Raw genomic sequence first — 23,478 nt, forward strand, 5'->3', positions numbered from 1 at the left:
ATGTGCAGCAAAAGAGTGAGTAATACTTAATATTGGTATAAAGAATGAAGGAAATTATAAAAAAATATTTCAGTAAGAATCCCTTCAGTTAACAGAGGAAAAATGGTTTTTTCTTTATATTGTCGAATAGGATAAAAGGAAGAGTAATAACTATATATCGTTTGTAACAAGTTGTGTAGAGAGGCAGAATAAAGCCGTATGAATGATGCATCTGAAATGGGGTGAATATTATTATGAAAATATGGAAACGAATTTCGGATCAAGGAAGATGTTCAATACCACTACAACCGGTATTATGGATTGATGGATCAAAAAAGGAAAACGAATGTCCGAAAGTAGCAGTTACATTACAAATCCGTAGTATGTATAAAGAAAAATTTTCATATGAACTGACCTATGATGTAAACGACATACTTATTATACGAATTGAAGTTGAAAATAAAGGATTGGAAATGATTTCACGAGTTGTAGTAAGTCATATGATTCGAGATTATTTTGCATATATCCCAAATTCACTAAAGGCTGATAAGGGGATGAGTGAATTTTTGTTCCAGCTTGTAAGGTGGCGAATCGATAATTTATTACCAAATGAGAAGGTAGAATTAATTTGTAAAATAAAAGCAAATAAAGATAAAGCACTCAAAAGCGCATTATTTCAGGCTACATATACATTTCAATATAATGGAGTATCATATGGTCCGCTACAAACAAATGAAGTTGTTGTGCGACAATGATAAAAAGGAACCTGTATGAAAGGTTCCTTTTTTAGTGAAGGTTGTGCTTTTTGAGTACTTTTTTTTGCTCGATTCCTTTTTTTCCTACGTAATTATTTTTATAACCAAAATATAGAATGAACAGAAAGGAAACAACATTTACAATAGCGTCAATTTGATCGTTTGTAATAAAGTTTACACCGAAAGAGTTAAATAGTAATTTCAACGATAACAGAAAACCAGCTAGTAAACGTATAATATCTGATAGATTTTCTTTTTGTAGCATATAGGTCACCACCTTTTTAAAACGATATATAGTATATATATGAAATAGAATAGAAATGGTAGACAAGCTTAAGCGGAAATGTACACTCAATATGTACATTTTTTATTTTGTAGAAAAACATAATTGTTATAGAAACATATATTGGTATAGAAGGGAGGAGAAGTATGAAACATAAAGGAAAAATAAGTGGATTATTACTTGGGAATACAGTGGCAGTTACAGAATGGATTGCGCTTCAGGATGTAATTACAAAACTGGATTCGCGATCATTTTATACCGTCTTTATTATTTATATATTGCAAATGGTACTCAGCTATTATTTTGGACATTGGTATGATAAAAGAGCGAGCGGTCGTATGGATACGGAAGTAGGGGGAATGGCAAGTAATGATTTTGTAGTTGATTTCTTTGAGAAAGTAGCTGCTCTATCAGAACGGGATTCTCATAATATTACAGTGTACATTCTTTCTGTGAAAGAATGGAAAGGACTAAAAGAAACAGTGCAAGAAAAAAAATTGGAGGTGTTAGTACAAAAATTGGAGAGTACGATTGTAAAGACAATTCGTAAAGGGGATGTCGTTACTAAGTGGGATGAAAATAAGTATGTAATTGTGGCAATTGATAACGGACATGAAAAGTCGACAATAACAAACCGATTAATGAAAAATATTGAAAGTGAAATAGAAAATGGCTTGTTAAGTATGAATCTATTATTTGGAGCTGCTAGTTATCCACTAGAAGGAAAAACTTTTGAAGAATTGTTAAGAAAAGCACAAAATCAGTTGTACCAGCATAGAGGTTTGTAAGAAAATAAATAAAATTTTGATTTGAAGAAATATGATATGAAGAAGTTTTGAATGTAACATTTTTTTGACTTTTATTACAAAAAGAACTTTTATTGTAATAAAAGTCTTTAAAAATATATGGAATAAGCATATAATTATGTTGGATGTGTCAATGCATTTTGCACAATGTGTTTCATTTTTAAAGTGTAGAGGAAAGCATGCTCTACACTTTTCCTTTTTAGGGAATGACAAGAATAATTGTAAGTTGTTGCAAGATGACATTTACACTGTGTAAAATGAACAAAGAGGTTATTTGATAGAAAGCGGAAAGGGAATGATAGAATGATAGAAGTGACAGAACAACGACCATCTTTTATGAGGTGAATTATTACTGTTGTTCTCCAAATTATTATGGCTGTGATGAATTCCGTTGTACTTTTATGTAATACATAGTATAAACAGGTTTTAAAAAGTACCAATTAAAAGGTAGAGATGAAACTGCTATTTAGTTCGAAAATGTAATTTTGAGTAATACAATTTGTACAAGCATTATAAACAATATGAATGATTCTCGTAAAAAAAGGTGCGAGTATGGAGTTAATAAAGGATAAATAATTTCATAGCTTTTTACACGATGATCGTAAATAAGTAGGAGGAAAAGATGTTGAAGTATAGTAAATTAGCAATTGTAACTGCATTATCAATGATTTTACTAGCGGGTTGTTTCGGGCCGAAACCAGAAGAGGAATTATATGTTGCGTTTGAAAATGCTGCAAAGCAAGAAAAAACAATGTTTGAAGATGCGAAGAAACTTGAAACTTTAGAAAAAGAGGGACAAGAATTATATAACCAGATTGTTCAAGAAGGAAAAGATAATAATCAAACTGTTAAGGAAAAACTGAACCAAGCAGTGAAAAATACAGATGAAAGAGAAAAAGTGCTAAAAAAAGAAAAAGAATCTTTAAATAAGGCACAAGAAGAAGTGAAGTCAGTAGATAAATATGTGAAGAAAATTGAAGATAAGAAATTGAAAGATCAAGCGGATAAAGTGAAGAGCACATATGAGAAACGACATGATTCATTTAACAAAATGTATGATAGCTATAATAAATCGCTAAAACAAGAAAAAGAATTATATACAATGTTACAAGATAAAGGTACAAAATTAAAAGATATTAGTGAAAAAGTAAAAGTAGTAAATCAGTCTTATAAAGATATTGAATCAGAAAAAGATAAGTTTAATGAATTCACAAAAACTTATAATACAGAAAAAATAGCTTTTTATAAACAAGCAAATATTAAGATTAAAGAAGAGAAAAAATAAAACAGTTTGGCCAATAATGGGCCAAACTGTTTTATTTTTTTGTATAAGTACGACTATACCATGGGACAGGTTCACTTAATTTTTTTTCTTGTTTCAGTGCTTCAGGACCAATATAATCTTGAAGCGTCTTCTTTGCTACTGTTAAAGATAAGGTTGTTTTCGGATTTCGATAGGAGGATTCAAGATGACCAAGGTGTGGTAGGATTCGAAAATCTTCTTTGGTAGGAGGAATATGGAAAAAATAATCACCTAAACGTATAAGAACATCAGATTGTTGTTGGCTAAAACGTGGATTTCTAGAAAAATGTAATCCTTCTTTAATAGCTTTTTTCTCGGCAATTAAGCGTTCTAAAGCCGTCTTTTTTAACCAGTATAAATACTTTGGATTAGTTGCAGCTTTAGCATGACGATTCACAACGAAAATAGATTGAGCTAGTCGATTAATAGAATGTTGGTTTTGTAATTGAGATTGTGGTTGTGAAGGTTTCATATTGAATCTCCTTTCAATTTTTCATTATTATATCATAAATAAAAGTGATTTTTATTATATGCAAAAAGTGATTGTATATATTTTCAATATTAAAGCAATATTGTTACAAAAAACAACCATTTTGTATAATAGTAATAGAATGTGTTTTAGAAATTTGATAATGAAAGAGTGAGAAGTTTGAAAGAAATATTAAAACAGCAATATGCGATTATAGATATTGGGTCTAATACAATGCGTTTAGTTATTTATGAAAAGCAAAACGGAGGTTTTTATAAGGAAATTGAAAATACCAAAGTGGTTGCTCGGTTAAGGAACTACTTAGTCGATGGCATGTTGAGTGAAAAAGGAATAGAGGTATTGTTACACACATTATTTCAATTTCAAGAAAGTACACGATTCCACAAGTTGCATCATGTACTTTGTGTTGCAACAGCAACAATTAGGCAGGCTGAGAATCAAGAAGAAATTAAAAAACTTGTTGAAGGACAAACAGACTTTACTCTTAGAGTATTATCAGAATATGAAGAAGCACGTTACGGCTATTTAGCAGTTATGAATTCAACTTCGTTTTCTGAGGGACTTACAGTAGATATTGGTGGAGGAAGTACGGAAGTTACATACTTTCGAAATAGAGAGATTTTAGAGTATCATAGCTTTCCTTTTGGAGCACTTTCTTTAAAGCAACAATTTATTAAAGAGAATATACCTACTGAAGAAGAGTTGGAAAAGATTCAAACGTACTTAGAAGATCAATTTCGAACATTACCATGGTTAATTGACAAAAAATTGCCTCTTATTGCAATTGGTGGTAGTGCGAGGAACTTAGTGAAAATCCATCAAAATTTAATTTGTTATCCTATAGCAGGGGTACATCTATATAAGATGAAAGAAGAAGATATTCAAAATGTGAAAGAAGAATTGGAAGCATTGTCTTTCACAGAGCTTCAAAAATTGGAAGGGTTGGCAAAAGATCGAGCAGATACAATTATTCCAGCAGTCGAAGTATTTCATAAGCTTGTTAACGTTATAGAGGCACCAGCATTTGTATTAAGTAGAAAAGGATTACGAGAAGGTGTTTTCTATGAAGAGTTGACAAAAGATTTGGGGATTTCATATTATCCGAACGTAGTCGAAGAAAGTTTGCATTTATTATCACATGAATACGAAATGGATATGGAATTTGTTATTCAACTTGTTAAACATGGAAGATTGATTTGTCAACAGCTTGAAGGAGCAGGTCTTATTTCTATGTCCGAAAGAGACTGGGAAGTATTTCAGCAGGCAGCGAAAGTATTTAATATAGGAAAATATATAGATGAAGAAGCGAGCCGCTTACATACGTTTTATTTATTAGCGAATAAAACAATCGATGGTATGATGCATAAAGATCGAGTTAGATTAGCGCTTATTGCATCTTATAAATCAAAAATGTTATTCAAACAACATTTGTCCCTGTTTGAAGGATGGTTTGATAAAAATGAACAGAAAAAAATTCGCTTACTAGGAGCTGTTTTACAATTTTCAGCAGCTCTAAACATAAGAAAAAGATCGCTTGTTGAATCGATATGTGTAACAGAAAGTAAGGAAGGATTAACATTTAAAATTTTGTGTGAGCAATCGGCATTAGCAGAAAAAGTGCAAGCTGAAAAGCAAAAAAAGCAGCTGGAAAGAGTATTGAAAACGACTATTAACTTATCTTTCGAATCAAAACATTAAGTTGTACGGATGTCTTTACAAAAAATTAACACTTTGGAATATTGTAATTTGCTAAAATAAAAGTAACTAAATTATAGTAAAAAAGTTTCAAGGGAAGTGTGGAGAGGATGGAAACGTTGAAGGGGAATATAGTAAATTTAAATGATACAGCTTATTACAACAATAGGGAACTAAGTTGGCTAGCATTTAATGAACGTGTACTACAAGAAGCACAGGATGAAACGAATCCGCTCTTGGAAAGATTAAAGTTTATTAGCATTTTCAGCTCAAATTTAGATGAATTCTTTATGGTACGCGTAGCAGGATTGAAGGATCAAGTGAGTGCTGGGTTTAACCAACCGGAGAATAAGGCTGGCTTAACACCAAAAAAGCAATTAAATAAAATTGCGATAAAGGCGCATGAATTAATGACTGTACAATATGATACGGTTAAAAATTATGTATTGCCAGCGCTGGAGCTAGAGGGAATTGAGCGTTTAACATTCCATGATTTGACGAAAGAACAGAGAGAATTTATAGAAGAGTATTTTGATGAACAAATTTTCCCAGTCTTAACACCTGTAGCTATCGATGCATATCGTCCATTTCCGATGTTATTAAATAAAAGTTTGAATTTGGCTACACTTTTATATGATGAGAAACAAGTGGAGGAAGAAAACCGTACGAAATTAGGAATTGTACAAGTTCCTTCATTACTTGAACGTTTCATATTTTTGCCGAGCGAAGGGCAAAAGCATAAATTTATTTTATTAGAAGATGTAATTAGTGGTTTTACTCATAAATTATTCACTGGATATAAAGTATCATCTGTGACTCGTTTCCGTATTACACGCAATGCGGATTTAACGATTCATGAAGAAGGTGCGAGAGATTTATTAAAAGTAATTGAAAAAGAATTAAAAAAGCGTAAGTGGGGAGCTGCTGTACGTTTAGAAGTTGGCAAAGAGCATATTGATGAAAGAGTATTAGCATTATTATATGAGGTGTTGGAAGTAAAAGATGAAGACGTATATATAATGGATGGACCGCTAGATTTAACATGTCTCTTCTCTTTATATAAAAAACTAGCTCCATTATATGAACATTTAGTATATCCGGCTCTTATTCCGCAACGACCTCAAGATTTAGGGGATGCAGAAGATGTATTTGAAAAAGCAATTGAGCATGATATTTTATTACATCATCCGTTTGAATCGTTTCAGCCAGTAGTTGATTTTGTGCGTGATGCAGCAGACGATCCGAATGTACTTGCAATCAAACAAACCTTATATCGAGTAAGTGGGGATTCGCCGATTATTCAGGCGCTCAAGATAGCGGCTGAAAAAGGAAAGCAAGTGACGGTATTAGTTGAGTTAAAGGCAAGATTTGATGAAGAAAATAATGTACATTGGGCTAAAGAATTAGAAAAGGCAGGCTGTCACGTTATTTACGGTGTAAGTCATTTGAAAACACATAGTAAAATTACGCTAGTTGTAAGGAGAAAAAACGGAAAAATTGAAAGGTTCGTACATCTTGGGACTGGAAATTATAATGATGCAACAGCAAAGTTATATACTGATTTCGGTTATATTACATCACGAAAAGACTTTGGGGTGGATGCAACAAATTTCTTTAATTATTTAAGTGGTTATACAACAAAACCACATTTTCACCATTTATCGGTTGCGCCATTTGATATAAGAGAGCAGTTTATCGATTTAATAGATGAAGAAATTCGTTATCATAGACAATATGGAAATGGATATATTATCGCCAAGATGAATTCATTAACAGATAAACCGTTAATAAAAAAAATGTATGAAGCATCACAAGCTGGAGTAAAGGTAGAGCTCATCGTTCGAGGAACATGTTGTTTAAGGCCTGGTATTCCAAATGTAAGTGAAAATATTCGTGTCGTTAGTGTGGTTGGGAGATATTTAGAACATAGCCGCATTTATTATTTCCACCATAATGGAGAAGAGAAAATATACTTATCTTCAGCTGACTGGATGACACGAAATATGGAGAAGCGAGTAGAAATATCTTTCCCGATATTAGATATTGAAATGAAGGCGAGAATTAAGGCGATTTTACAGCTTACTTTAGCTGATAATGTGAAAACGCGTGAACAAAATAAAGACGGTGACTATTATTATGTTATTAATAATGGGGCAGAAGAGATTGATAGCCAAGTGAAGTTATTTAAGATGGCATATCAAAACACGGATGCTGAATAATGAGAACAAAGTAAAAAACCTCTTTTTTAAGAGGTTTTTTACTTTGTTCTCTACTTATTATAAAGGATGCGTAGAGAGAATATTTTTTATTATAAGCATGTTAATGGATCATGAATCGGTTAAGAAAGGAAATAACATTAGTAGAATTGTTGCGGTACATTAATAATAGAATGGTTGTTGACAAGGTCCACCATAACAAGGATAAGGTGCTGGCGGTGGGAAAGGTGGTGGATATGGTGGATAATACGGTCTAGGACCGAAAGCTAATGCTCCGCCAAGTAGTCCGCCAGCAATACCAGCTAGAAATGGGACGCCAAAAAACGGAAAAAAGCGTGAGTCGCCTACTGGACCAATAGGTGCTGAACGGACTGGGATTGGTTGATAATATGGATACATGACAAACCTCCTTTATTGGACTCACTTTTATCATATGGTAAATGAAACATGGATGAGCGCGTACAAGAAAGGTTATGTAAGAAAATAGGCGAATTATTACGAATGTTGGAGTGTGAAAATCGTAATTTCAGGTTTTGACATAAATCGGAATGGGACGCGTGTTCTGCCAAGGCCTCGATTGACATATAGGGCTAAATCTTGAATTGTATAGAACCCTTCTACATAGTTTTTAGCAAGTGATGGGGTAATAATTGCTCCTAAAAAGGGAATTTGTACTTGTCCACCATGGCTATGACCAGAAAGCTGTAAGTTAACTGGATATTGAGCAATTTGGGGTGCGATATCTGGCTCGTGAACAAGAACAATGTTATAAGTGTTTTGCTTCGCGTGATGTAGTGTCTCCTTTATTCTTGGTTTGCCTAGTAGTATATCATCAAGACCGAAAATTGAAATTTCACTATTATCTATTAGACGAATTTTCTTTTCGCTATTTAGTAACAGTTCAAATCCAGATTCGCGCATAATGTGTTCGTAGTACTCTGTTCCATATCCGCCGTGATCATGGTTACCATAAATAGAAAATTTACCGAAGGGTGCTTGTATATTTTTTAAAATAGATGCAACGAAAGGAGTGTCAGTATATGTTTGATAATTATCAATGAGATCACCGGTAAAAAGGACGATATCGGGTTTTACAGCATTAATTTTAGAAACGATTTGAGATAAATGGTGAAGAGAGAAATAGTATCCGAGATGTAAATCGCTAAATTGAAGAATCTTCATACCATGAAAGCTTTTTGGTATGAGTTTTGATTGTAGTGTATGTTCTGTAATAGAAAGTAAATGAGGCTCAATATATTTAGCATAATAGTATCCGATACTAGTGGTTATAAATGAATATAAACAAGTGCGCATGCCAGTTTTTAAAAAATCTCTTCTTGTAATTTTCTTCATAAAAATATGAGTACACCTATTTGACTTATGTTGCATTTATAGGTTACTCAAATCTCCTTTCAGTTTATTTAAAATATATTTTAAATAATACAAAAGTAGTATATATTACGAAAAAATGAATGAATAGAAACCTCTTTACGTTAAAATATCAGAAAAGTTTAAAAATATAAAGATTTCTATTAAATAAAATGATAAAATGAATGTGTATTCATTTTTTGGAGGGGATGTATGTGAAAGAAAAGGTAGTTATTATAACAGGTGGATCGAGCGGAATGGGAAAAGGAATGGCGACTCGGTTTGCAAAAGAAGGGGCACGAGTTGTTATTACAGGACGTACAAAGGAAAAGCTAGAGGAAACAAAGTTGGAAATTGAACAGTTTCCAGGGCAAATATTACCTGTGCAAATGGATGTAAGAAATCCGGATGATATTCAGAAAATGATTGAACAGATTGATGAGAAGTTTGGTCGAATTGATGTTTTAATAAACAATGCAGCTGGAAACTTTATTTGTCCAGCAGAAGATTTATCCGTGAATGGCTGGAATTCAGTCATTAATATTGTGTTAAACGGTACATTTTATTGTAGCCATGCTGTCGGGAAATATTGGATTGAAAAAGGTATAAAAGGGAATATCATTAACATGGTAGCAACATATGCATGGGATGCAGGTCCGGGAGTTATTCATTCGGCTGCAGCGAAGGCTGGAGTATTAGCAATGACGAAGACACTTGCTGTTGAGTGGGGCCGTAAATATGGAATACGAGTTAACGCTATCGCGCCAGGACCAATTGAACGTACGGGCGGTGCTGATAAATTATGGATTTCAGAAGAAATGGCTAAGCGTACGATACAAAGTGTTCCGCTTGGAAGACTGGGCACGCCAGAAGAAATTGCAGGTCTAGCTTATTATTTATGTTCAGATGAAGCTGCGTACATAAATGGAACTTGCATGACAATGGATGGAGGACAACATTTACATCAATATCCATTTTAAAAGGGATAAGAAAATGAATGTTTGATTCATTTTTCGACGGTTAAATGTGACGGAATTGTGACATATGAAAGAAAAGTGTTTACAAGAGGTCATATATACGGTATATTTAAGACCTCTTTTTTCTTCATAGTAGAATTGCTAATTCCCCTTAGCATTTTACCCCTCTAATCCCTTCAGGAAAACTGAAGGGATTTTTTATTATTTTTCCGTAAATATCATGTTATAATTTTTGAAAAGTAAAGGGAGGGAAGCGCATTGATAGATGCATTAGATGTAATGAGTAACTTGGATAAAGTCCTTCCTTATTATCAAGCTATTTTTAGTGCTGATGAGCATACTGTAATTGGATATGAAGTCGTAGGACGTATTCAAACAGAAGAGGGCATACAAAGTTTAGCTTCTTTCTTTCACGATGATTCTATTCCAAGTGAGTTTCAACTAGAAGCGGATAACATTATAGTAGAAAAAGCTTTAAATCGTTATTTAGAAAGTGATCAAAAATTATTATTATTTATACATCGGAATGCTAACGTATTAATGAACGATGATGATGAAAGTTTACTTCAACTTTTATTGATGTATGAAGAGCAAGGTTTAAATTTGAAACACATTGTTTTAGAGATTACAGAACATGAATGTAAAGAAGATATAGAGCAATTTAATCATTTGCTTATGTATTATCGTACATATGGTATTCAAATTTCGATTAATAAAGTCGGAACGGGTACAAGTAATTTAGAACGTATTAGCGTGTTAGCACCGGATATTTTAAAGGTAGATTTAACAAACTTAAGGCAAACTGCACTTTTACAATCTTATCAAGATATTTTATATTCTTTATCATTACTTGCTAGAAGAATTGGTGCAACATTGTTATATGAAGAAATAGATGCTTTTTACCAGCTACAATATGCTTGGAAAAACGGTGGTAGATACTATCAAGGGAATTATTTGAAAGAATGCTTACCTGATTTTATTGAAACGAACGTTTTGAAAGAACGACTTGGCAATGAGTGTCATCAATTCATTCAACATGAGAAGAAGAAGTTACAAAAAATTTATAATTTAACAGAAATGTTACGTGATCGAATTGGTGATGTTTTAGCCAAGCAGAAAAAGAATGAAGATATAAATGATTGGTTATTACAATTTAGTCAAAGTGTATCACAATGTAGTTTTCGCATATTTATTTGTAACGAAGATGGTTTTCAACAATCAGGAAACGTTATGAAAAAAGATGGGGAATGGATTGTAATGCCTGAGTATTATATGAAGAACTGGAGTTGGCGCCCGTATTTTCTAGAGAATATTATGAAAATGCGTTTTGAGAATAAGGCAAGACTTTCAGATTTATATGCTGATATTGAAACCGGTGAGATGGTACGAACATTTTCTTTCCCGATTGATGATGAAAACTTTTTATTTATAGATTTATCGTATGAATATTTATATGAAGAAGATGTTTTATTTTAATGCACGAAGAGATTCGTGCATTTTTTGTTTGTTTTTATCATAAATTGGTAATAGTGAAAATGGTGCCAAAAATGCTGTCTATCGTTGTAAAGATTTTACGAACGAAATCAGCCCTTTCTTTGCATAATCATTGTTACAATGAATACTACAAAGACAAGTTTTCTTAAAAGGAAGGTGAAAAAATGAGGAAATATGGTATATGGTTAGTTCTATTTGTATGCGTTGCCTTTCTAGTTGGTTATAGTGTTACAACTGTTTTAGGGAAAGAGGAAGTGAAAGTCGATCGGAAAGAAGTGTATACAACGATACAAAAGGGCTATGAAACCCAATTCTCAATTCGTGGGAAGCATTTGCCAATGAATAAGATGATAGAAACGTTATCACCGTATTTTACAGAGAATTTCCTTCAAGTATTTACAGATGAAAATAGTAGAAGTGATAAACAAAGTGGTGAATATTTACTTCCAGCAAAAGAAGCGCCGTTTTCTTTTAATTCAGAAACGAAAATGTCATATGATGAAGAGCATAAAATTTTATATGTATATGAACGGGCGAAAAGTGGACAATATCAAATTGTAACTTTGCAAAGAGATCAAGGGAAATGGAAATTGGCCGGATATCATGAAAGCCAAGAACTTTTAACGGAAATAAAAAGGTTACAACAATTATAAAGTGAAACTTTAATTAATAGGGGACATATTCCGCTGATTATTAGCCCTCTACAATTGAATGTTTACTTCCTAAAAACTAGCGGGATAAGAATAGGAATAGGAATAGGTCTTTACCTATTCCTATTCTATATTGAGAAGTTGTTGTAATTTTTCAATTTGAAAACCAGCAACAACTTCTCCGTCAATTACAACCGTTGGAGTTGAATAAGAATCATAGTCATATAAAAGACGATTGCGTGCAGCGGCGTCTTTTTTTACGTCAAATTCTTCATATACAACGTTATTATGCTTTAAAAATTCTTTCACAATGACACATGGCGGGCAATCGGGTTGTGTGTAAACCTCAATTTTTTTCATTGTAATTCCTCCTTTTTACTGTTTCTTATTATATTCTTCCAGTATAAAAATCGCAATAAAGAAGGAAAAAGATGTTCTTTCTGTTTTTTCCTTCGTATTTCGACAAATTTTTAGTTGAGTTTCTGGCCAATAACCTTTATCCTAGAGTGTGGAACATTTTTTCTGTTATGACGGATAGAATGAGTATAGCTGTAAAACCTATTGGTAGGAAGATCAGAGAAAGGAGAGATTTCATGTCTCTACTCCAAGGAATTTTAACTCGACTTGTTAGTCTACAAGAACAAGCTCAAAGCGGTGAAGTAGCACAACGCTATTTTGAAGTGAACGGTGAGCGTAAATGTAGCGTGAAATTTTTCGATAAAAGTGAAATGTATGAGTTAGAAGTGTATCAACAAGGTGAAAAACCTCAAGTGTATCAATTCGATAATATCGACATGGTTGCAATTGAGATTTACGATATCATTTCTTGATACATATAAAAAAGGTGTTGCCATATGGCAACACCTTTTTTAGTTCTATTACTTTTCGCATATATGTATAGGGATTTTTCATTTTTCCTACAATGGTAATAAAGTGAAATTGTAATCAGTGAAGATTCTTTGTCCTATACTGCTTATTAGCGATCACTAATTGGAGGCGAATAGTAAATAGAGGGATAAACATAATGAGGAGGTGTGTTGTATGGAACGTTTACCAGTTGTCATTTGTCCTAATTGTCACAATGCTGCTGAGATTATTCATGTATTAACGGCTCAATCGAACCAAAATGTAATTTATACGTGCCAAGTTTGTCAGTATGTAATTCGGAATATTGAAACGAATAAAGGGTAGGAAGTTATATTTTTTGTTTTTGTCCCATACAATGAGAATACGAAAAGTCTGTCTAATTGAAAGGACGTGACTATGTGGCCGGTGAACATAAATTTTATAATGTTTCAGAGAGACATTTAAATTTTGATATGGTCTTTACTCGTATTTGTAATTTCATTGAAAAGGATCCAAGAAATTTATATCGCTTATCCATTGGGACAGACTCACAAGCACATCAAAAGGATACGAGGTTTATTACGGCAATTCATATTCATCGCGTTGGAAAAGGAGCCTGGGGATGTTTACACCATCAATCAGTAAAAGATAAGCCAGCAACCTTACGTGAGAAGATATATTTAGAAACGCAGTTTAGTCAAGAAATCGCATGCTTATTTACTCCAAATCACATACAAACAATATGGGATTTATTGCATCCATACGCTCAAGATGGGGCTGGATTTATAATGGAGATTCACTTAGATATCGGAAATGATGGTTTAACAAAAGAATTTATTCTAGATATGACAGCGAAAATTCAAGCGATGGGATTAACTGCAAAAATTAAGCCAGATGCTTATGCAGCGTTTAGTTATGCAAATCGATATACGAAATAAAAACAAATTTTATATATCTCTTACCAAAAACTGAATATTACATCTATTAAATAGGCTGAAAATTTTATATAATAATGGTAACGATGCGAGTATAAGGAGAGGGGTATATGAAAAGGGAATTTGTTTTAACGGAAGAAGAGGAAAGTTTGTTACTAGATATTTTATTTCAGCAAAATTATGCGAGTGAAATTTTAGCTGTGGAACTTACAGATATTGAGAATGGTTTAAAAAAGACAGATGTGATGCAATATAAAAAAATCACAAGATTATTTTACAGATTAAAAAATAAAGGGTATTAAGCGCTACCGGAATGGTAGTCTTTTTTTTGCGTTATATGCTAAAATAGCTGTGTGATTTTGTTTTTTACTGAAATAATGTAAGGACAAAATAATAATATGAAAACGCTGTCATAAAATGTGAATAGAGCCGGTGATTATAAGCAGGAAAAAGGGAAAATGGGGGATGTAATATGATTAGTATTCCAAAAGACGAGTTTCAACAAATTTTTGTGAAAGATTTAATGATTTCATCAGAAAAAGTAGCGCACGTCCAAATAGGGAATGGCTTAGAGCATGCTTTACTCGTACTTGTGAAATCTGGATATTCGGCGATACCTGTTTTGGACCCGATGTACAAATTACACGGGTTAATTAGTACTGCTATGATTTTAGACGGTATGCTAGGGTTAGAACGTATTGAGTTTGAAAGACTTGACGAAATGAAGGTAGAACAGGTGATGAAGGAAGATATTCCGGTTCTTAAGTTAGAAGATTCATTTGCAAAAGCATTAGAAATGACAATTGATCATCCTTTTATTTGCGCTGTCAATGAAGAAGGGTATTTTGAGGGGATTTTAACACGTCGAGCGATTTTAAAATTGTTGAATAAAAAAGTAAGGCAACATAATCGATAATGTGAGAAAAGTGGCTTCATAGAAACGGGGAAGTCACTTTTTTTTCGTGCATATCAGTTGTGTATGTATTATATTTAAAAAGATAAAAAATATATGAGTATGTAGTTCAATTAAGGATGAAAAGCTTATTGAGATAAGGTGTATGGAAGCTAAGGAAAGAGGGAGAAAGTTGCAAATTGATGATTTTCAAATGATGGTTGTGTTAGCACAGGAATCAAATATGAGAAAAGCGGCGGAACGTTTATTTGTTTCACAACCTGCGCTTAGTCAACGATTACAATCTATGGAGAAACAATGGGGAATGAAGTTTTTTATTCGCTCGCAAAAAGGATTGACAATTACACCTGAAGGGGAAAAAGTCGCAAATTACGCAAAAGAAATGCTACAAAGGGAAGAAAATATTAAAAGTGAGTTAGCTGTTTTTAGAACAGAAACTCACGGAACGTTAAAAATAGCTGTTGCATCAGTTATTGGTCAATATTGGCTTCCTCCTGTTTTAAAGAAGTTTGTGAATAAATATCCTTCTGTGAAAATATCACTGTTTACTGGCTGGAGTAGTGAAGTGCAAAAGCAATTTTATGAAGGAGACGTTCATGTTGCTATATTAAGAGGAACACAAGAATATAAAGGGCAGAAACAACAATTATTTGAAGATGAACTTTATTTAGTGGATAAAGAAATAAAAGATATTTCGATGTTAAAAGAAACAAATAGACCTTTTATTCAATTTAAAAGTGATTCGACTTACTATGGACAAATACAAAATTGGTGGTATGGTTTATTTTCTAATCCACCTAAGAGAACGATTGTCGTTGATCAAATTGAGACGTGTAAACAACTCGTTTTAAATGGCATAGGTTATGCTCTATTACCTTCTACTGTTTTAAAAGAAGTACAGGAAAACATGTATAAAACACCTGTGCAATTAACAAGAGAAACATGGTTATTGACGAGTGAATCAGCTAGACAATTGAAGCAAGTACAAGCATTTTTAGAAATTATAGAAGAAATTCAAATGGAAAAATAGGATTATTATCTTGCTACTCGCTCTATCGTTTGGTAGAGTAACATTATAAATGGATTTAGGAGGCAACAAGAATGAAAATGATGGACGCTAACGAAATTATTTCGTTTATTCAAAAAAGTGAAAAGAAAACTCCTGTAAAGGTATACATAAAAGGGGATTTAAAAGAAGTAACATTCCCTGAAACGGTACAAGCATTTGTAAATAAAAAGTCTGGTGTATTATTTGGAGAATGGTCTGAAATTAAGACAATTCTTGATGAAAATAGTAAGCACATCGTTGATTACGTTGTTGAAAATGACCGTCGTAATTCTGCAATTCCAATGCTGGATTTAAAAGGTATTAAAGCTCGTATTGAGCCAGGCGCGATTATTCGTGACCACGTTGAAATCGGCGACAACGCTGTTATCATGATGAATGCAACAATTAATATCGGTGCTGTAATTGGTGAAGGTTCTATGATCGACATGAACGCAGTACTTGGTGGACGTGCAACTGTTGGTAAGAACTGTCACGTAGGTGCTGGTGCAGTACTTGCAGGTGTTATTGAGCCACCTTCAGCAAAACCAGTTATCGTTGAAGATGATGTTGTAATTGGTGCTAACGTAGTTGTGTTAGAGGGAGTTACAGTAGGTAAAGGTGCAGTTGTAGCAGCAGGAGCTGTTGTAACAGAAGATGTACCTCCATATACAGTTGTTGCAGGTACTCCAGCGCGTGTAATTAAAGAGATTGATGAGAAGACAAAAGCAAAAACTGAAATTAAACAAGAGCTTCGTCAATTAAACCCAGAGAAATAAAAACAAAAAAGCGTAAGAGCATAAACAGGCTCTTACGCTTTTTATAGATAGAGGTGCAAAAATGGCAGTAAGCAAATTTATTCAAATTCGTAGAGACTTACACAAAATACCGGAAATTGGATTTAAAGAGTGGAAAACACAACAGTATATTTTAGATTACATTGGAACGCTTTCGAATGAACATGTGGAAGTGAAAGTATGGGAAACGGGTGTCATTGTTAAAGTAAATGGAAAAAATCCAGAAAAAATTATAGGTTATCGCGCAGATATAGATGGTTTACCAATTACAGAAGAAACTGGATATGAATTTGCTTCTATTCATGAGGGAATGATGCATGCATGTGGACATGATGTACATACGACAATCGGTTTAGGCCTTCTAACAGCAGCTGTAACAAAAAGGATAGATGATGACCTTGTGTTTCTATTCCAACCAGCTGAAGAAGGTCCAGGTGGGGCTCTTCCTATGTTAGAGAGCGAAGAGTTAAAAGAATGGAAGCCAAATATAATTCTCGGTCTTCATATTGCACCTGAATACCCTGTAGGAACAATCGCCACTAAAGAGGGGCTATTATTTGCAAATACATCAGAGTTATATGTTGATTTAAAAGGGAAAGGTGGACATGCAGCCTACCCTCATACTGCAAATGATATGATTGTTGCAGCAAGTCATCTCGTTACACAACTCCAATCCGTTATTAGTCGTAATGTGAATCCACTTGATAGTGCAGTAATTACAATCGGCAAAATAACAGGTGGTACAGTTCAAAATATCATAGCAGAAAAGTCTCGGTTAGAAGGGACAATCCGAACGTTATCAGTAGAATCAATGAGTCGTGTGAAAAGTAGGATTGAGGCAATTGTTGCGGGGATAGAAGCTTCCTTCCAATGTGAAGCGGCTATTGACTACGGAGCGATGTATCATCAAGTATATAACCATGAAGCATTAACGAGAGAGTTTATGCAGTTCGTAAGTGAACAAACTGATATGAATGTCATTACATGTACAGAGGCGATGACAGGTGAAGATTTTGGTTATATGCTTCAAGAGATTCCTGGATTTATGTTTTGGCTTGGAGTAAATTCAGAATACGGTTTACACCACGCAAAATTACAACCAGATGAAGAGGCTATTGAGAAAGCTATCGTATTTTTAGATCAGTATGTGAAGTGGAAAGGAACTAGAAAGTGAACTTGCTCGCCAACTTCGAAACGATTTAAAGTGAAGGATTGTTAGTTCAAGGACGAAAAGGTCTTTCACATTTATTTTGGATGCACATCGACATACAAATGGATAAAATAATGAGCAGTGGTTTTGAGCCGCTGCTCATTATTCATTATCGCTTATTGAGCAGATGATTAGTTAACTAGCTTATATATGTTTACATTTCTTGTAGAAAGTGTGTAAAATCAAGGTGAAACATAGAAAAAGGGTGGGGAATTACGTGCAAATTAGCAGTGCAATGTTGTGTTTCGTCTTATATACGTATGTGATTATTGCGGCGATTTATTTTGGGATAAGTTTTTATGCCTACCGTTTAGTCGATAATCATGAATATGACGAAACATATAAATGGGTGAAGAGATATTTATCACCTGTATTAGAAATTATGAATGGGTTTGTGCTCTTTTTATTTATTGGATTAATTGCTTTCTCAACGAGTTTAGTAGGGAATAAAACAACATTATTTGTACTAGGTATCATTATTTTTATGTTGTTAGGTATACGGATTGGTAACACTGTGTTTTGGAATGAAAGAAAAGTAGATGGTTGGACTGGAATGTTAATTCCGTGTATGTTAGCGGCTATCGTGACAAACATAGAGCATGAGTATTATGAATTACATTTTTGGCTCATTATCGTTTTAACAATTCTTTCGGTCTTGTACATAAGTACAGTAGTACTAACATACATTGCGCATGAAAAAGGTGATGTTAAAGGAACTCGCTTCTTTAGAGGGCGCGCATTATTTTGGAGTGTGCCAACGATGGCGGTTATAGGAATAATTGCGATATTAGTAAATGGGTATCAATTTACGAATTGGCAACTGTTTTTAGAAAGTTGGTGGATTTTCATCCTTTCGTTTATCGCTTTTTTAGGTGCAACGCATTATTTATTCCATCAACATCATTACATATTGGCATTACTATTTGCATTTACACAACTATTATTTGCTTTCTTCGGACAAGAAACGTTATTATTCGTTTTTGAAACATTTAGTTCATTTGGAAACATATTTGTATTTGGTATGTTAATATTCAGTATCGCATTTTATTTACAACAGTATTTTTATATGCAAAAACAAAAATAAGAATGTTATACAGGTTTTTGTAGCAAATCTAAAGTATGTTACAATAAAAATACATAGTATTCGATGTTATTGGAGGAATTCCTGTGGGTGAAAAAGAGAAAGAATTTGCTGTCATTGGGCTTGGGCGTTTTGGTGGGAGTATTTGCCGGGAACTTGCTCAATTAGGTATGGAAGTAATGGCAATTGACTCAGATGAGGATAAAATTAATGAATTTGCAAATATAGCTTCACATGCTGTAATTGCAGATTCAACAGATGAGATGGTATTAAAAAGTCTTGGTATTCGTAATTTTGATCATGTAGTCGTTGCGATTGGAGACAACTTAAATTCAAGTATTTTAACAACGTTAATTCTGAAAGAGTTAGGTGTAAAAAATATTACTGTAAAAGCTCAAAATGATTACCATGAAAAAGTATTAAGTAAAATTGGAGCGGATCACATTGTGCACCCAGAGCGTGATATGGGAAAAAGGATTGCGAATAATATAGCGTCAAGTAATGTATTAGACTATCTTGAGCTTTCGGATGAGCATAGTATTGTAGAAATTATTGCAAATAAAAAAATTGATGGTCATTCTTTAATTGAATTAGATATTCGTGCGAAGTTTGGATTGAATATTGTAGCGATTAAACGTGGTAAAGAAGTTATTGTATCTCCTCGAGCTACGGAAAATATTCAAGCGGGAGATATATTAATTGTAATTGGTCATGACGATGAAGTAGATCGTTTTAAACACTTTTTGAGATAAGAGAAAAGGACAATACCGTGAAGGTATTGTCCTTTTTCTTATATCTCCATAATGATTGGTAAAATCATCGGACGACGTTTCGTTTTCTCATATAGGAATGGTGCCAATGTGTCTGTAATCTCATTTTTAATTTCAGACCATTGTGTTGTTTTACGTTCCATTACTTTTTCTAAATGAGTTGTAATTAATGTTTGAGCATCATTAATTAAATCACTACTTTCGCGCATATAAACGAAACCACGTGAGATAATATCAGGTCCTGCTGCAACTTTAAATTCTTTCATATCAATGCTTACAACTACAATAACAAGTCCTTCTTCAGAAAGGATGCGACGATCGCGTAATACAATATTACCGATATCTCCAATACCATTTCCGTCAATATAGACAGATCCAGATGGTATTTTACCAGCTACGCTTGCTTCATCTGAACGTAAGGCAAGAACATCGCCATTATCCATGATGAAACAGTTTTCTTCTGGAATACCACAATCATTAGCTAACTTCATATGCATACGTTGCATACGATATTCACCGTGAATTGGCATGAAATACTTCGGTTTAATTAGACGAAGCATTAGTTTTTGCTCTTCTTGTCCGCCGTGTCCACTCGTATGAATGTTTGACAGTTTTCCATGGATTACATCAGCACCAGCACGATACAACATGTTAATTGTACGACTTACGCTAATTGTATTACCAGGGATTGGTGAAGAAGAGAAAACAACTGTGTCGCCAGGGATGATTTGAATTTGACGATGCGTACCATTGGCAATACGTGAAAGTGCTGCCATTGGCTCCCCTTGACTACCTGTACATAAAATAACAACTTTATTAGCCGGTAGGCGATTTAGTTGAGATGCATCTATGAATGTATCCTTCGGACAGCGAATATAACCGAGGTTTTGTCCGATTTCAATTGCTGCTTCCATACTGCGACCAAATACAGCCACTTTACGATTGTTTTCAACAGCTGCTTCAACAACTTGTTGTAAACGATGAATATTTGATGCAAAGGTTGCGAAGATAATACGACCTTCTACTTTGCGGAAAATATCTTGAATACTATCACCAACGCGACGCTCAGACATTGTAAAGTTTGGAACTTCACTGTTTGTACTGTCAGATAAGAGGCAAAGTACACCGTCTTTTCCGATTTCGGCCATTTTTGTTAAGTCCGCAGGTTCACCAACTGGTGTGAAGTCAAATTTGAAATCTCCAGTATGAACCACTTGTCCTTGAGGTGTTTTCACAACAACTCCGTATGAATCTGGGATACTGTGAGTTGTACGGAAGAATGAAACTGATGTCTTTTTGAATTTAATAACATCATCTTCTTGAATTTCATAAAGTTTTGCTTTACGAAGTAATCCGTGCTCTTCTAGTTTGTTTTTGATTAGCGCAATTGCTAATTTACCACCATAAATAGGAATGTTCACTTGACGTAATAAGTAAGGAATTCCACCGATATGATCTTCGTGACCATGTGTAATGAACAATCCTTTAATTTTATCTTCGTTTCGCACAAAATAAGTGTAATCTGGTATTACATAATCGATTCCGAGGAGTTCGTCTTCTGGGAATTTAATTCCAGCGTCAATTATAATAATTTCATCTTGAAATTGAACAGCATATGTATTTTTACCGATTTCACCAAGACCACCTAAAGCAAAAACGGCTGCTTGATCATTCTTTAGAAATTTCATATGACTATACGATTTCCGCTAATGTTAAATCAGCGTTTTCTTTTTCATATTCAAGATGATTGCCAGTAACAGACTGAACGAACTCGATATTATATGCGAACTTATTTAATTTCTTACGAACATCCTTTTCAGACGTAGCCTCTAAATATAAAACTTTTGTATTTTCACGTACTGGAACCTCAGTCATTTTTTCTTGATAAAATACTTTAAAAATCATTTGGAAAACCTCTCCTTGTCTATGTTTTGCATTATCTGTTACTTATTATAAAGCAAACAGTCACGATTTTCATGTTTTTTCGAATGAGAATGAAGAAAAAGCCCGAAATGGGCACAATTTAAGCGATCGTCTTTTTACCGACCAGATCTTTTAAATAACGCTTGAGCTTTTTCTTCAGCTTCTTCAGCATGATTACTCCTTCCTTTCCTTATTTAAACATGCATATTACTAGTGAAAACGCCGTCTCTGCTATAAGAAAGAAGACAAAAGTGAATGTTGAATCTTGTCCTTTCTCATACAGGGAAAGTTATTCTATAGTAACGATTAGTAGCCGTTAGTTATAGGTATAGTATGAGAAAGAATAGAAAAGAAAATTCATACGAACAAGTATCCACACTTTTTACTAAATATATATATGCAGGTTTCATAAATAAGGTCAGAAAGTGAACGCTTTCTTCACAGATGTTTAATATGTTATACTTTTTTTTAGAATTTGAAAAGCGATAATCCAAATAGGAATATAGAGTAACAGAAAGGATTTTGACAAATGAATGATAAAATTGTCTTTTTTGATATTGATGGAACATTATTAGATCATGATAAGAAGATTCCGCAATCTACAAGAGATGCAGTAAGACAGTTACAAGAAAAGGGTGTGCATGTAGCAATTGCAACAGGACGTGCGCCATTTATGTTTGAAGATATTCGTGAGGAACTTAATATTCACAATTATGTTAGTTTTAATGGACAGTACGTTGTATTTGAAGATGAGGTAGTATTTAATAACCCGTTACATCCAGCTGCCTTACATAAGTTTACTCAGTTTGCAAATCAAGAAGGATACCCGCTTGTATATCTTGATCATCAAGAAATGAGAGCATCAGTTGAATATCATGATTATGTGAAAGAAGGTTTTGGAAGCTTGAATTTTGAGCATCCGGCCTATGAACCTAATTTTTATGAGAAGCGTAATATTTATCAAACACTTCTTTTCTGTGAAGTGAATGAAGAGGAAAAGTTTATAAATCAATACCCAGATTTTCATTTTATTCGCTGGCATGCGTATTCCATGGATATTATTCCAAATGGCGGTTCTAAGGCAAAAGGGATCGAGAAATTCATTGAAAAATTAGGATTTAACCGTGAACAAGTGTATGCATTTGGAGATGGTTTAAATGATTTAGAAATGATCGAAGCAGTTGGGACAGGTATTGTGATGGGGAATGGTCATGAAGACTTGAAAAAACTTGCAAATCATGTGACAAAGGATGTTAGTAAAGACGGCATATATCATGGCTTAAAATGGGCTGGATTGCTATAAGTGAATATGGAACCCATTTCATATAAAAAAAGGCGGAAGAGTAACTCCCGCCTTTTTTTATTATCGCTCTAGAGGTTTTGAATCGTCAGGAGCAGCAAATGGATTCTCTTTATTAATGTGATCATAGAACATAACACCATTTAAATGGTCAATTTCATGCTGAAATACAATTGCTGGTAAACCTTTTAAACGCAATTTTACTTCTTCGCCGTTAATAGATGTTGCTTTCACTGTAATTCTTGTGTAACGAGGGACATAACCAGGTACTTCGCGGTCTACTGATAGACAGCCTTCACCACTTTGTAAATATGTACGCTCAACAGAATGACTAATGATTTTTGGATTGAATAATGCATGACTATATAACGTACCGTCTGTATCTGTTACATGAACCGCAATCATTTTCTTTGAAATACCGATTTGCGGAGCCGCTAATCCGATTCCAGGGCGTAAACTATATTTTTCAGCCATTTCAGGATCTTGGCTATTTATTACAAATTCAATCATTTCTTTAAGTGTATTTGTATCTTCTTCGCTCGCTGGTATTACTACCTCTTCTGCAACATTTCGCAAAATAGGATCTCCTTCGCGAATTACATCTTTCATTGTAAGCATATGTAATCTCTCCTTTCCCTTTTA

The 23,478-nt window shown here is 33.7% G+C and carries 27 protein-coding genes; 19 read left to right on the forward strand and 8 right to left on the reverse strand.

Annotated features, from left to right (window positions below):
* The first annotated feature begins 233 nt into the window (after positions 1–233).
* Positions 234–734 carry a hypothetical protein gene (locus ACZ76X_RS12760; RefSeq protein ID WP_479850630.1) on the forward strand — a complete coding sequence of 167 codons (501 nt, stop codon included), beginning with the start codon at positions 234–236 and terminating at the stop codon, positions 732–734.
* A 31-nt stretch (positions 735–765) separates the two neighbouring features.
* Here ACZ76X_RS12760 and ACZ76X_RS12765 read toward each other — a convergent pair whose 3' ends face one another.
* Positions 766–999 (reverse strand): SPP1 phage holin family protein, encoded by a 234-nt coding sequence (locus tag ACZ76X_RS12765; protein ID WP_000939453.1) that lies wholly within the window; start codon positions 997–999, stop codon positions 766–768.
* Between the two features lie 164 nt (positions 1,000–1,163).
* Here ACZ76X_RS12765 and ACZ76X_RS12770 point away from each other — a divergent pair, with 164 nt between their 5' ends.
* Together ACZ76X_RS12770 and ACZ76X_RS12775 are read left to right on the forward strand one after the other, a co-directional pair.
* Entirely contained in the window at positions 1,164–1,805 is a 642-nt protein-coding gene (locus ACZ76X_RS12770) for a diguanylate cyclase domain-containing protein (protein WP_479850631.1), read from the forward strand.
* 640 nt (positions 1,806–2,445) lie between these two features.
* Entirely contained in the window at positions 2,446–3,108 is a 663-nt protein-coding gene (locus ACZ76X_RS12775) for a YkyA family protein (protein ID WP_098667475.1), read from the forward strand.
* A 31-nt stretch (positions 3,109–3,139) separates the two neighbouring features.
* Here the strand turns inward: ACZ76X_RS12775 and ACZ76X_RS12780 are convergent, their stop codons facing one another.
* Positions 3,140–3,598 (reverse strand): YkyB family protein, encoded by a 459-nt coding sequence (locus ACZ76X_RS12780; RefSeq protein ID WP_000804864.1) that lies wholly within the window; start codon positions 3,596–3,598, stop codon positions 3,140–3,142.
* A gap of 168 nt (positions 3,599–3,766) precedes the next feature.
* Here ACZ76X_RS12780 and ppx point away from each other — a divergent pair, with 168 nt between their 5' ends.
* Together ppx and ACZ76X_RS12790 are read left to right on the forward strand one after the other, a co-directional pair.
* Entirely contained in the window at positions 3,767–5,314 is a 1,548-nt protein-coding gene (gene ppx, locus ACZ76X_RS12785) for an exopolyphosphatase (protein WP_479850632.1), read from the forward strand.
* A 107-nt stretch (positions 5,315–5,421) separates the two neighbouring features.
* Positions 5,422–7,530 carry a polyphosphate kinase gene (locus ACZ76X_RS12790; protein WP_479850633.1) on the forward strand — a complete coding sequence of 703 codons (2,109 nt, stop codon included), beginning with the start codon at positions 5,422–5,424 and terminating at the stop codon, positions 7,528–7,530.
* Between the two features lie 159 nt (positions 7,531–7,689).
* On the opposite strand, the gene ACZ76X_RS12795 is transcribed toward ACZ76X_RS12790, so the two are convergent.
* Entirely contained in the window at positions 7,690–7,926 is a 237-nt protein-coding gene (locus tag ACZ76X_RS12795) for a hypothetical protein (RefSeq protein ID WP_048530745.1), read from the reverse strand.
* A 96-nt stretch (positions 7,927–8,022) separates the two neighbouring features.
* Positions 8,023–8,880 (reverse strand): metallophosphoesterase, encoded by an 858-nt coding sequence (locus tag ACZ76X_RS12800; RefSeq protein WP_098667534.1) that lies wholly within the window; start codon positions 8,878–8,880, stop codon positions 8,023–8,025.
* A gap of 230 nt (positions 8,881–9,110) precedes the next feature.
* Between ACZ76X_RS12800 and fadH the strand changes: the two genes are divergently transcribed.
* From fadH to ACZ76X_RS12815, 3 genes are all read left to right on the forward strand, one after another.
* Positions 9,111–9,875, forward strand: coding sequence for a 2,4-dienoyl-CoA reductase (gene fadH, locus ACZ76X_RS12805; protein WP_048530742.1), 765 nt, complete (start codon positions 9,111–9,113; stop codon positions 9,873–9,875).
* Between the two features lie 255 nt (positions 9,876–10,130).
* A complete protein-coding gene (locus ACZ76X_RS12810; RefSeq protein WP_000564300.1) occupies positions 10,131–11,348 on the forward strand; it encodes an EAL domain-containing protein in 1,218 nt (405 codons plus the stop codon).
* A 182-nt stretch (positions 11,349–11,530) separates the two neighbouring features.
* Complete coding sequence (locus ACZ76X_RS12815; protein WP_342715582.1) at positions 11,531–12,019, forward strand: DUF3993 domain-containing protein; 489 nt, start codon at positions 11,531–11,533, stop codon at positions 12,017–12,019.
* A 120-nt stretch (positions 12,020–12,139) separates the two neighbouring features.
* Here the strand turns inward: ACZ76X_RS12815 and ACZ76X_RS12820 are convergent, their stop codons facing one another.
* Positions 12,140–12,376: a glutaredoxin family protein gene (locus ACZ76X_RS12820; protein ID WP_000717880.1), complete on the reverse strand. Its 237-nt coding sequence runs from the start codon at positions 12,374–12,376 to the stop codon at positions 12,140–12,142.
* A 233-nt stretch (positions 12,377–12,609) separates the two neighbouring features.
* Between ACZ76X_RS12820 and ACZ76X_RS12825 the strand changes: the two genes are divergently transcribed.
* The 10 genes from ACZ76X_RS12825 to ACZ76X_RS12870 all read left to right on the forward strand — a co-directional run bounded on the left by ACZ76X_RS12825 (position 12,610) and on the right by ACZ76X_RS12870 (position 19,595).
* Entirely contained in the window at positions 12,610–12,846 is a 237-nt protein-coding gene (locus ACZ76X_RS12825; protein ID WP_098667535.1) for a YkuJ family protein, read from the forward strand.
* A 211-nt stretch (positions 12,847–13,057) separates the two neighbouring features.
* A complete protein-coding gene (locus ACZ76X_RS12830; protein ID WP_048530729.1) occupies positions 13,058–13,207 on the forward strand; it encodes a hypothetical protein in 150 nt (49 codons plus the stop codon).
* Between the two features lie 74 nt (positions 13,208–13,281).
* Positions 13,282–13,800 (forward strand): ribonuclease H-like YkuK family protein, encoded by a 519-nt coding sequence (locus ACZ76X_RS12835; RefSeq protein WP_000896650.1) that lies wholly within the window; start codon positions 13,282–13,284, stop codon positions 13,798–13,800.
* Positions 13,801–13,907: 107 nt separating this feature from the next.
* Entirely contained in the window at positions 13,908–14,099 is a 192-nt protein-coding gene (gene abbA, locus ACZ76X_RS12840; RefSeq protein WP_000817794.1) for an antirepressor AbbA, read from the forward strand.
* A gap of 170 nt (positions 14,100–14,269) precedes the next feature.
* Complete coding sequence (gene cbpB / locus ACZ76X_RS12845) at positions 14,270–14,713, forward strand: cyclic-di-AMP-binding protein CbpB (protein WP_048530727.1); 444 nt, start codon at positions 14,270–14,272, stop codon at positions 14,711–14,713.
* Between the two features lie 142 nt (positions 14,714–14,855).
* Entirely contained in the window at positions 14,856–15,740 is an 885-nt protein-coding gene (locus ACZ76X_RS12850; RefSeq protein ID WP_098667480.1) for a LysR family transcriptional regulator, read from the forward strand.
* Positions 15,741–15,811: 71 nt separating this feature from the next.
* A complete protein-coding gene (gene dapD, locus ACZ76X_RS12855) occupies positions 15,812–16,534 on the forward strand; it encodes a 2,3,4,5-tetrahydropyridine-2,6-dicarboxylate N-acetyltransferase (protein ID WP_016086511.1) in 723 nt (240 codons plus the stop codon).
* Positions 16,535–16,595: 61 nt separating this feature from the next.
* Positions 16,596–17,726, forward strand: a complete 1,131-nt coding sequence (locus ACZ76X_RS12860) for an N-acetyldiaminopimelate deacetylase (protein ID WP_479850634.1) — start codon at positions 16,596–16,598, stop codon at positions 17,724–17,726.
* Positions 17,727–17,979: 253 nt separating this feature from the next.
* Positions 17,980–18,846, forward strand: a complete 867-nt coding sequence (locus tag ACZ76X_RS12865; protein WP_098667482.1) for a cytochrome C oxidase assembly protein — start codon at positions 17,980–17,982, stop codon at positions 18,844–18,846.
* Positions 18,847–18,929: 83 nt separating this feature from the next.
* On the forward strand, positions 18,930–19,595 hold the full coding sequence (locus ACZ76X_RS12870; RefSeq protein WP_000504032.1) for a potassium channel family protein: 666 nt from the start codon (positions 18,930–18,932) through the stop codon (positions 19,593–19,595).
* Between the two features lie 38 nt (positions 19,596–19,633).
* On the opposite strand, the gene rnjA is transcribed toward ACZ76X_RS12870, so the two are convergent.
* Both rnjA and ACZ76X_RS12880 read right to left on the reverse strand, forming a co-directional pair.
* Positions 19,634–21,301, reverse strand: a complete 1,668-nt coding sequence (gene rnjA, locus ACZ76X_RS12875; protein WP_000670368.1) for a ribonuclease J1 — start codon at positions 21,299–21,301, stop codon at positions 19,634–19,636.
* A 4-nt stretch (positions 21,302–21,305) separates the two neighbouring features.
* Complete coding sequence (locus ACZ76X_RS12880) at positions 21,306–21,518, reverse strand: DNA-dependent RNA polymerase subunit epsilon (protein WP_342715576.1); 213 nt, start codon at positions 21,516–21,518, stop codon at positions 21,306–21,308.
* A gap of 547 nt (positions 21,519–22,065) precedes the next feature.
* On the opposite strand from ACZ76X_RS12880, the gene ACZ76X_RS12885 reads away from it, so the two are divergent.
* Positions 22,066–22,839, forward strand: coding sequence for a Cof-type HAD-IIB family hydrolase (locus tag ACZ76X_RS12885; RefSeq protein WP_479850635.1), 774 nt, complete (start codon positions 22,066–22,068; stop codon positions 22,837–22,839).
* Between the two features lie 60 nt (positions 22,840–22,899).
* Here ACZ76X_RS12885 and def read toward each other — a convergent pair whose 3' ends face one another.
* On the reverse strand, positions 22,900–23,454 hold the full coding sequence (gene def / locus ACZ76X_RS12890; protein ID WP_000957055.1) for a peptide deformylase: 555 nt from the start codon (positions 23,452–23,454) through the stop codon (positions 22,900–22,902).
* Between the last annotated feature and the right edge of the window lie 24 nt (positions 23,455–23,478).

The sequence above is a fragment of the Bacillus sp. BC05(2025) genome (assembly GCF_056725905.1).

Bases quoted from the DNA above. Each gene is read 5' to 3' on its own strand.
- ACZ76X_RS12760 (WP_479850630.1), top strand. From the start codon at position 234: ATGAAAATATGGAAACGAATTTCGGATCAAGGAAGATGTTCAATACCA.
- ACZ76X_RS12885 (WP_479850635.1), top strand. From the start codon at position 22,066: ATGAATGATAAAATTGTCTTTTTTGATATTGATGGAACATTATTAGAT.
- ACZ76X_RS12790 (WP_479850633.1), top strand. From the start codon at position 5,422: ATGGAAACGTTGAAGGGGAATATAGTAAATTTAAATGATACAGCTTAT.
- ACZ76X_RS12780 (WP_000804864.1), bottom strand. From the start codon at position 3,598: ATGAAACCTTCACAACCACAATCTCAATTACAAAACCAACATTCTATT.
- ACZ76X_RS12850 (WP_098667480.1), top strand. From the start codon at position 14,856: ATGGAAGCTAAGGAAAGAGGGAGAAAGTTGCAAATTGATGATTTTCAA.
- cbpB (WP_048530727.1), top strand. From the start codon at position 14,270: ATGATTAGTATTCCAAAAGACGAGTTTCAACAAATTTTTGTGAAAGAT.
- def (WP_000957055.1), bottom strand. From the start codon at position 23,454: ATGCTTACAATGAAAGATGTAATTCGCGAAGGAGATCCTATTTTGCGA.
- ACZ76X_RS12795 (WP_048530745.1), bottom strand. From the start codon at position 7,926: ATGTATCCATATTATCAACCAATCCCAGTCCGTTCAGCACCTATTGGT.
- ACZ76X_RS12770 (WP_479850631.1), top strand. From the start codon at position 1,164: ATGAAACATAAAGGAAAAATAAGTGGATTATTACTTGGGAATACAGTG.
- ACZ76X_RS12825 (WP_098667535.1), top strand. From the start codon at position 12,610: ATGTCTCTACTCCAAGGAATTTTAACTCGACTTGTTAGTCTACAAGAA.
- abbA (WP_000817794.1), top strand. From the start codon at position 13,908: ATGAAAAGGGAATTTGTTTTAACGGAAGAAGAGGAAAGTTTGTTACTA.
- ACZ76X_RS12820 (WP_000717880.1), bottom strand. From the start codon at position 12,376: ATGAAAAAAATTGAGGTTTACACACAACCCGATTGCCCGCCATGTGTC.
- dapD (WP_016086511.1), top strand. From the start codon at position 15,812: ATGAAAATGATGGACGCTAACGAAATTATTTCGTTTATTCAAAAAAGT.
- ACZ76X_RS12765 (WP_000939453.1), bottom strand. From the start codon at position 999: ATGCTACAAAAAGAAAATCTATCAGATATTATACGTTTACTAGCTGGT.
- ACZ76X_RS12800 (WP_098667534.1), bottom strand. From the start codon at position 8,880: ATGAAGAAAATTACAAGAAGAGATTTTTTAAAAACTGGCATGCGCACT.
- rnjA (WP_000670368.1), bottom strand. From the start codon at position 21,301: ATGAAATTTCTAAAGAATGATCAAGCAGCCGTTTTTGCTTTAGGTGGT.
- ACZ76X_RS12830 (WP_048530729.1), top strand. From the start codon at position 13,058: ATGGAACGTTTACCAGTTGTCATTTGTCCTAATTGTCACAATGCTGCT.
- ACZ76X_RS12860 (WP_479850634.1), top strand. From the start codon at position 16,596: ATGGCAGTAAGCAAATTTATTCAAATTCGTAGAGACTTACACAAAATA.
- ACZ76X_RS12880 (WP_342715576.1), bottom strand. From the start codon at position 21,518: ATGATTTTTAAAGTATTTTATCAAGAAAAAATGACTGAGGTTCCAGTA.
- ACZ76X_RS12775 (WP_098667475.1), top strand. From the start codon at position 2,446: ATGTTGAAGTATAGTAAATTAGCAATTGTAACTGCATTATCAATGATT.
- ACZ76X_RS12815 (WP_342715582.1), top strand. From the start codon at position 11,531: ATGAGGAAATATGGTATATGGTTAGTTCTATTTGTATGCGTTGCCTTT.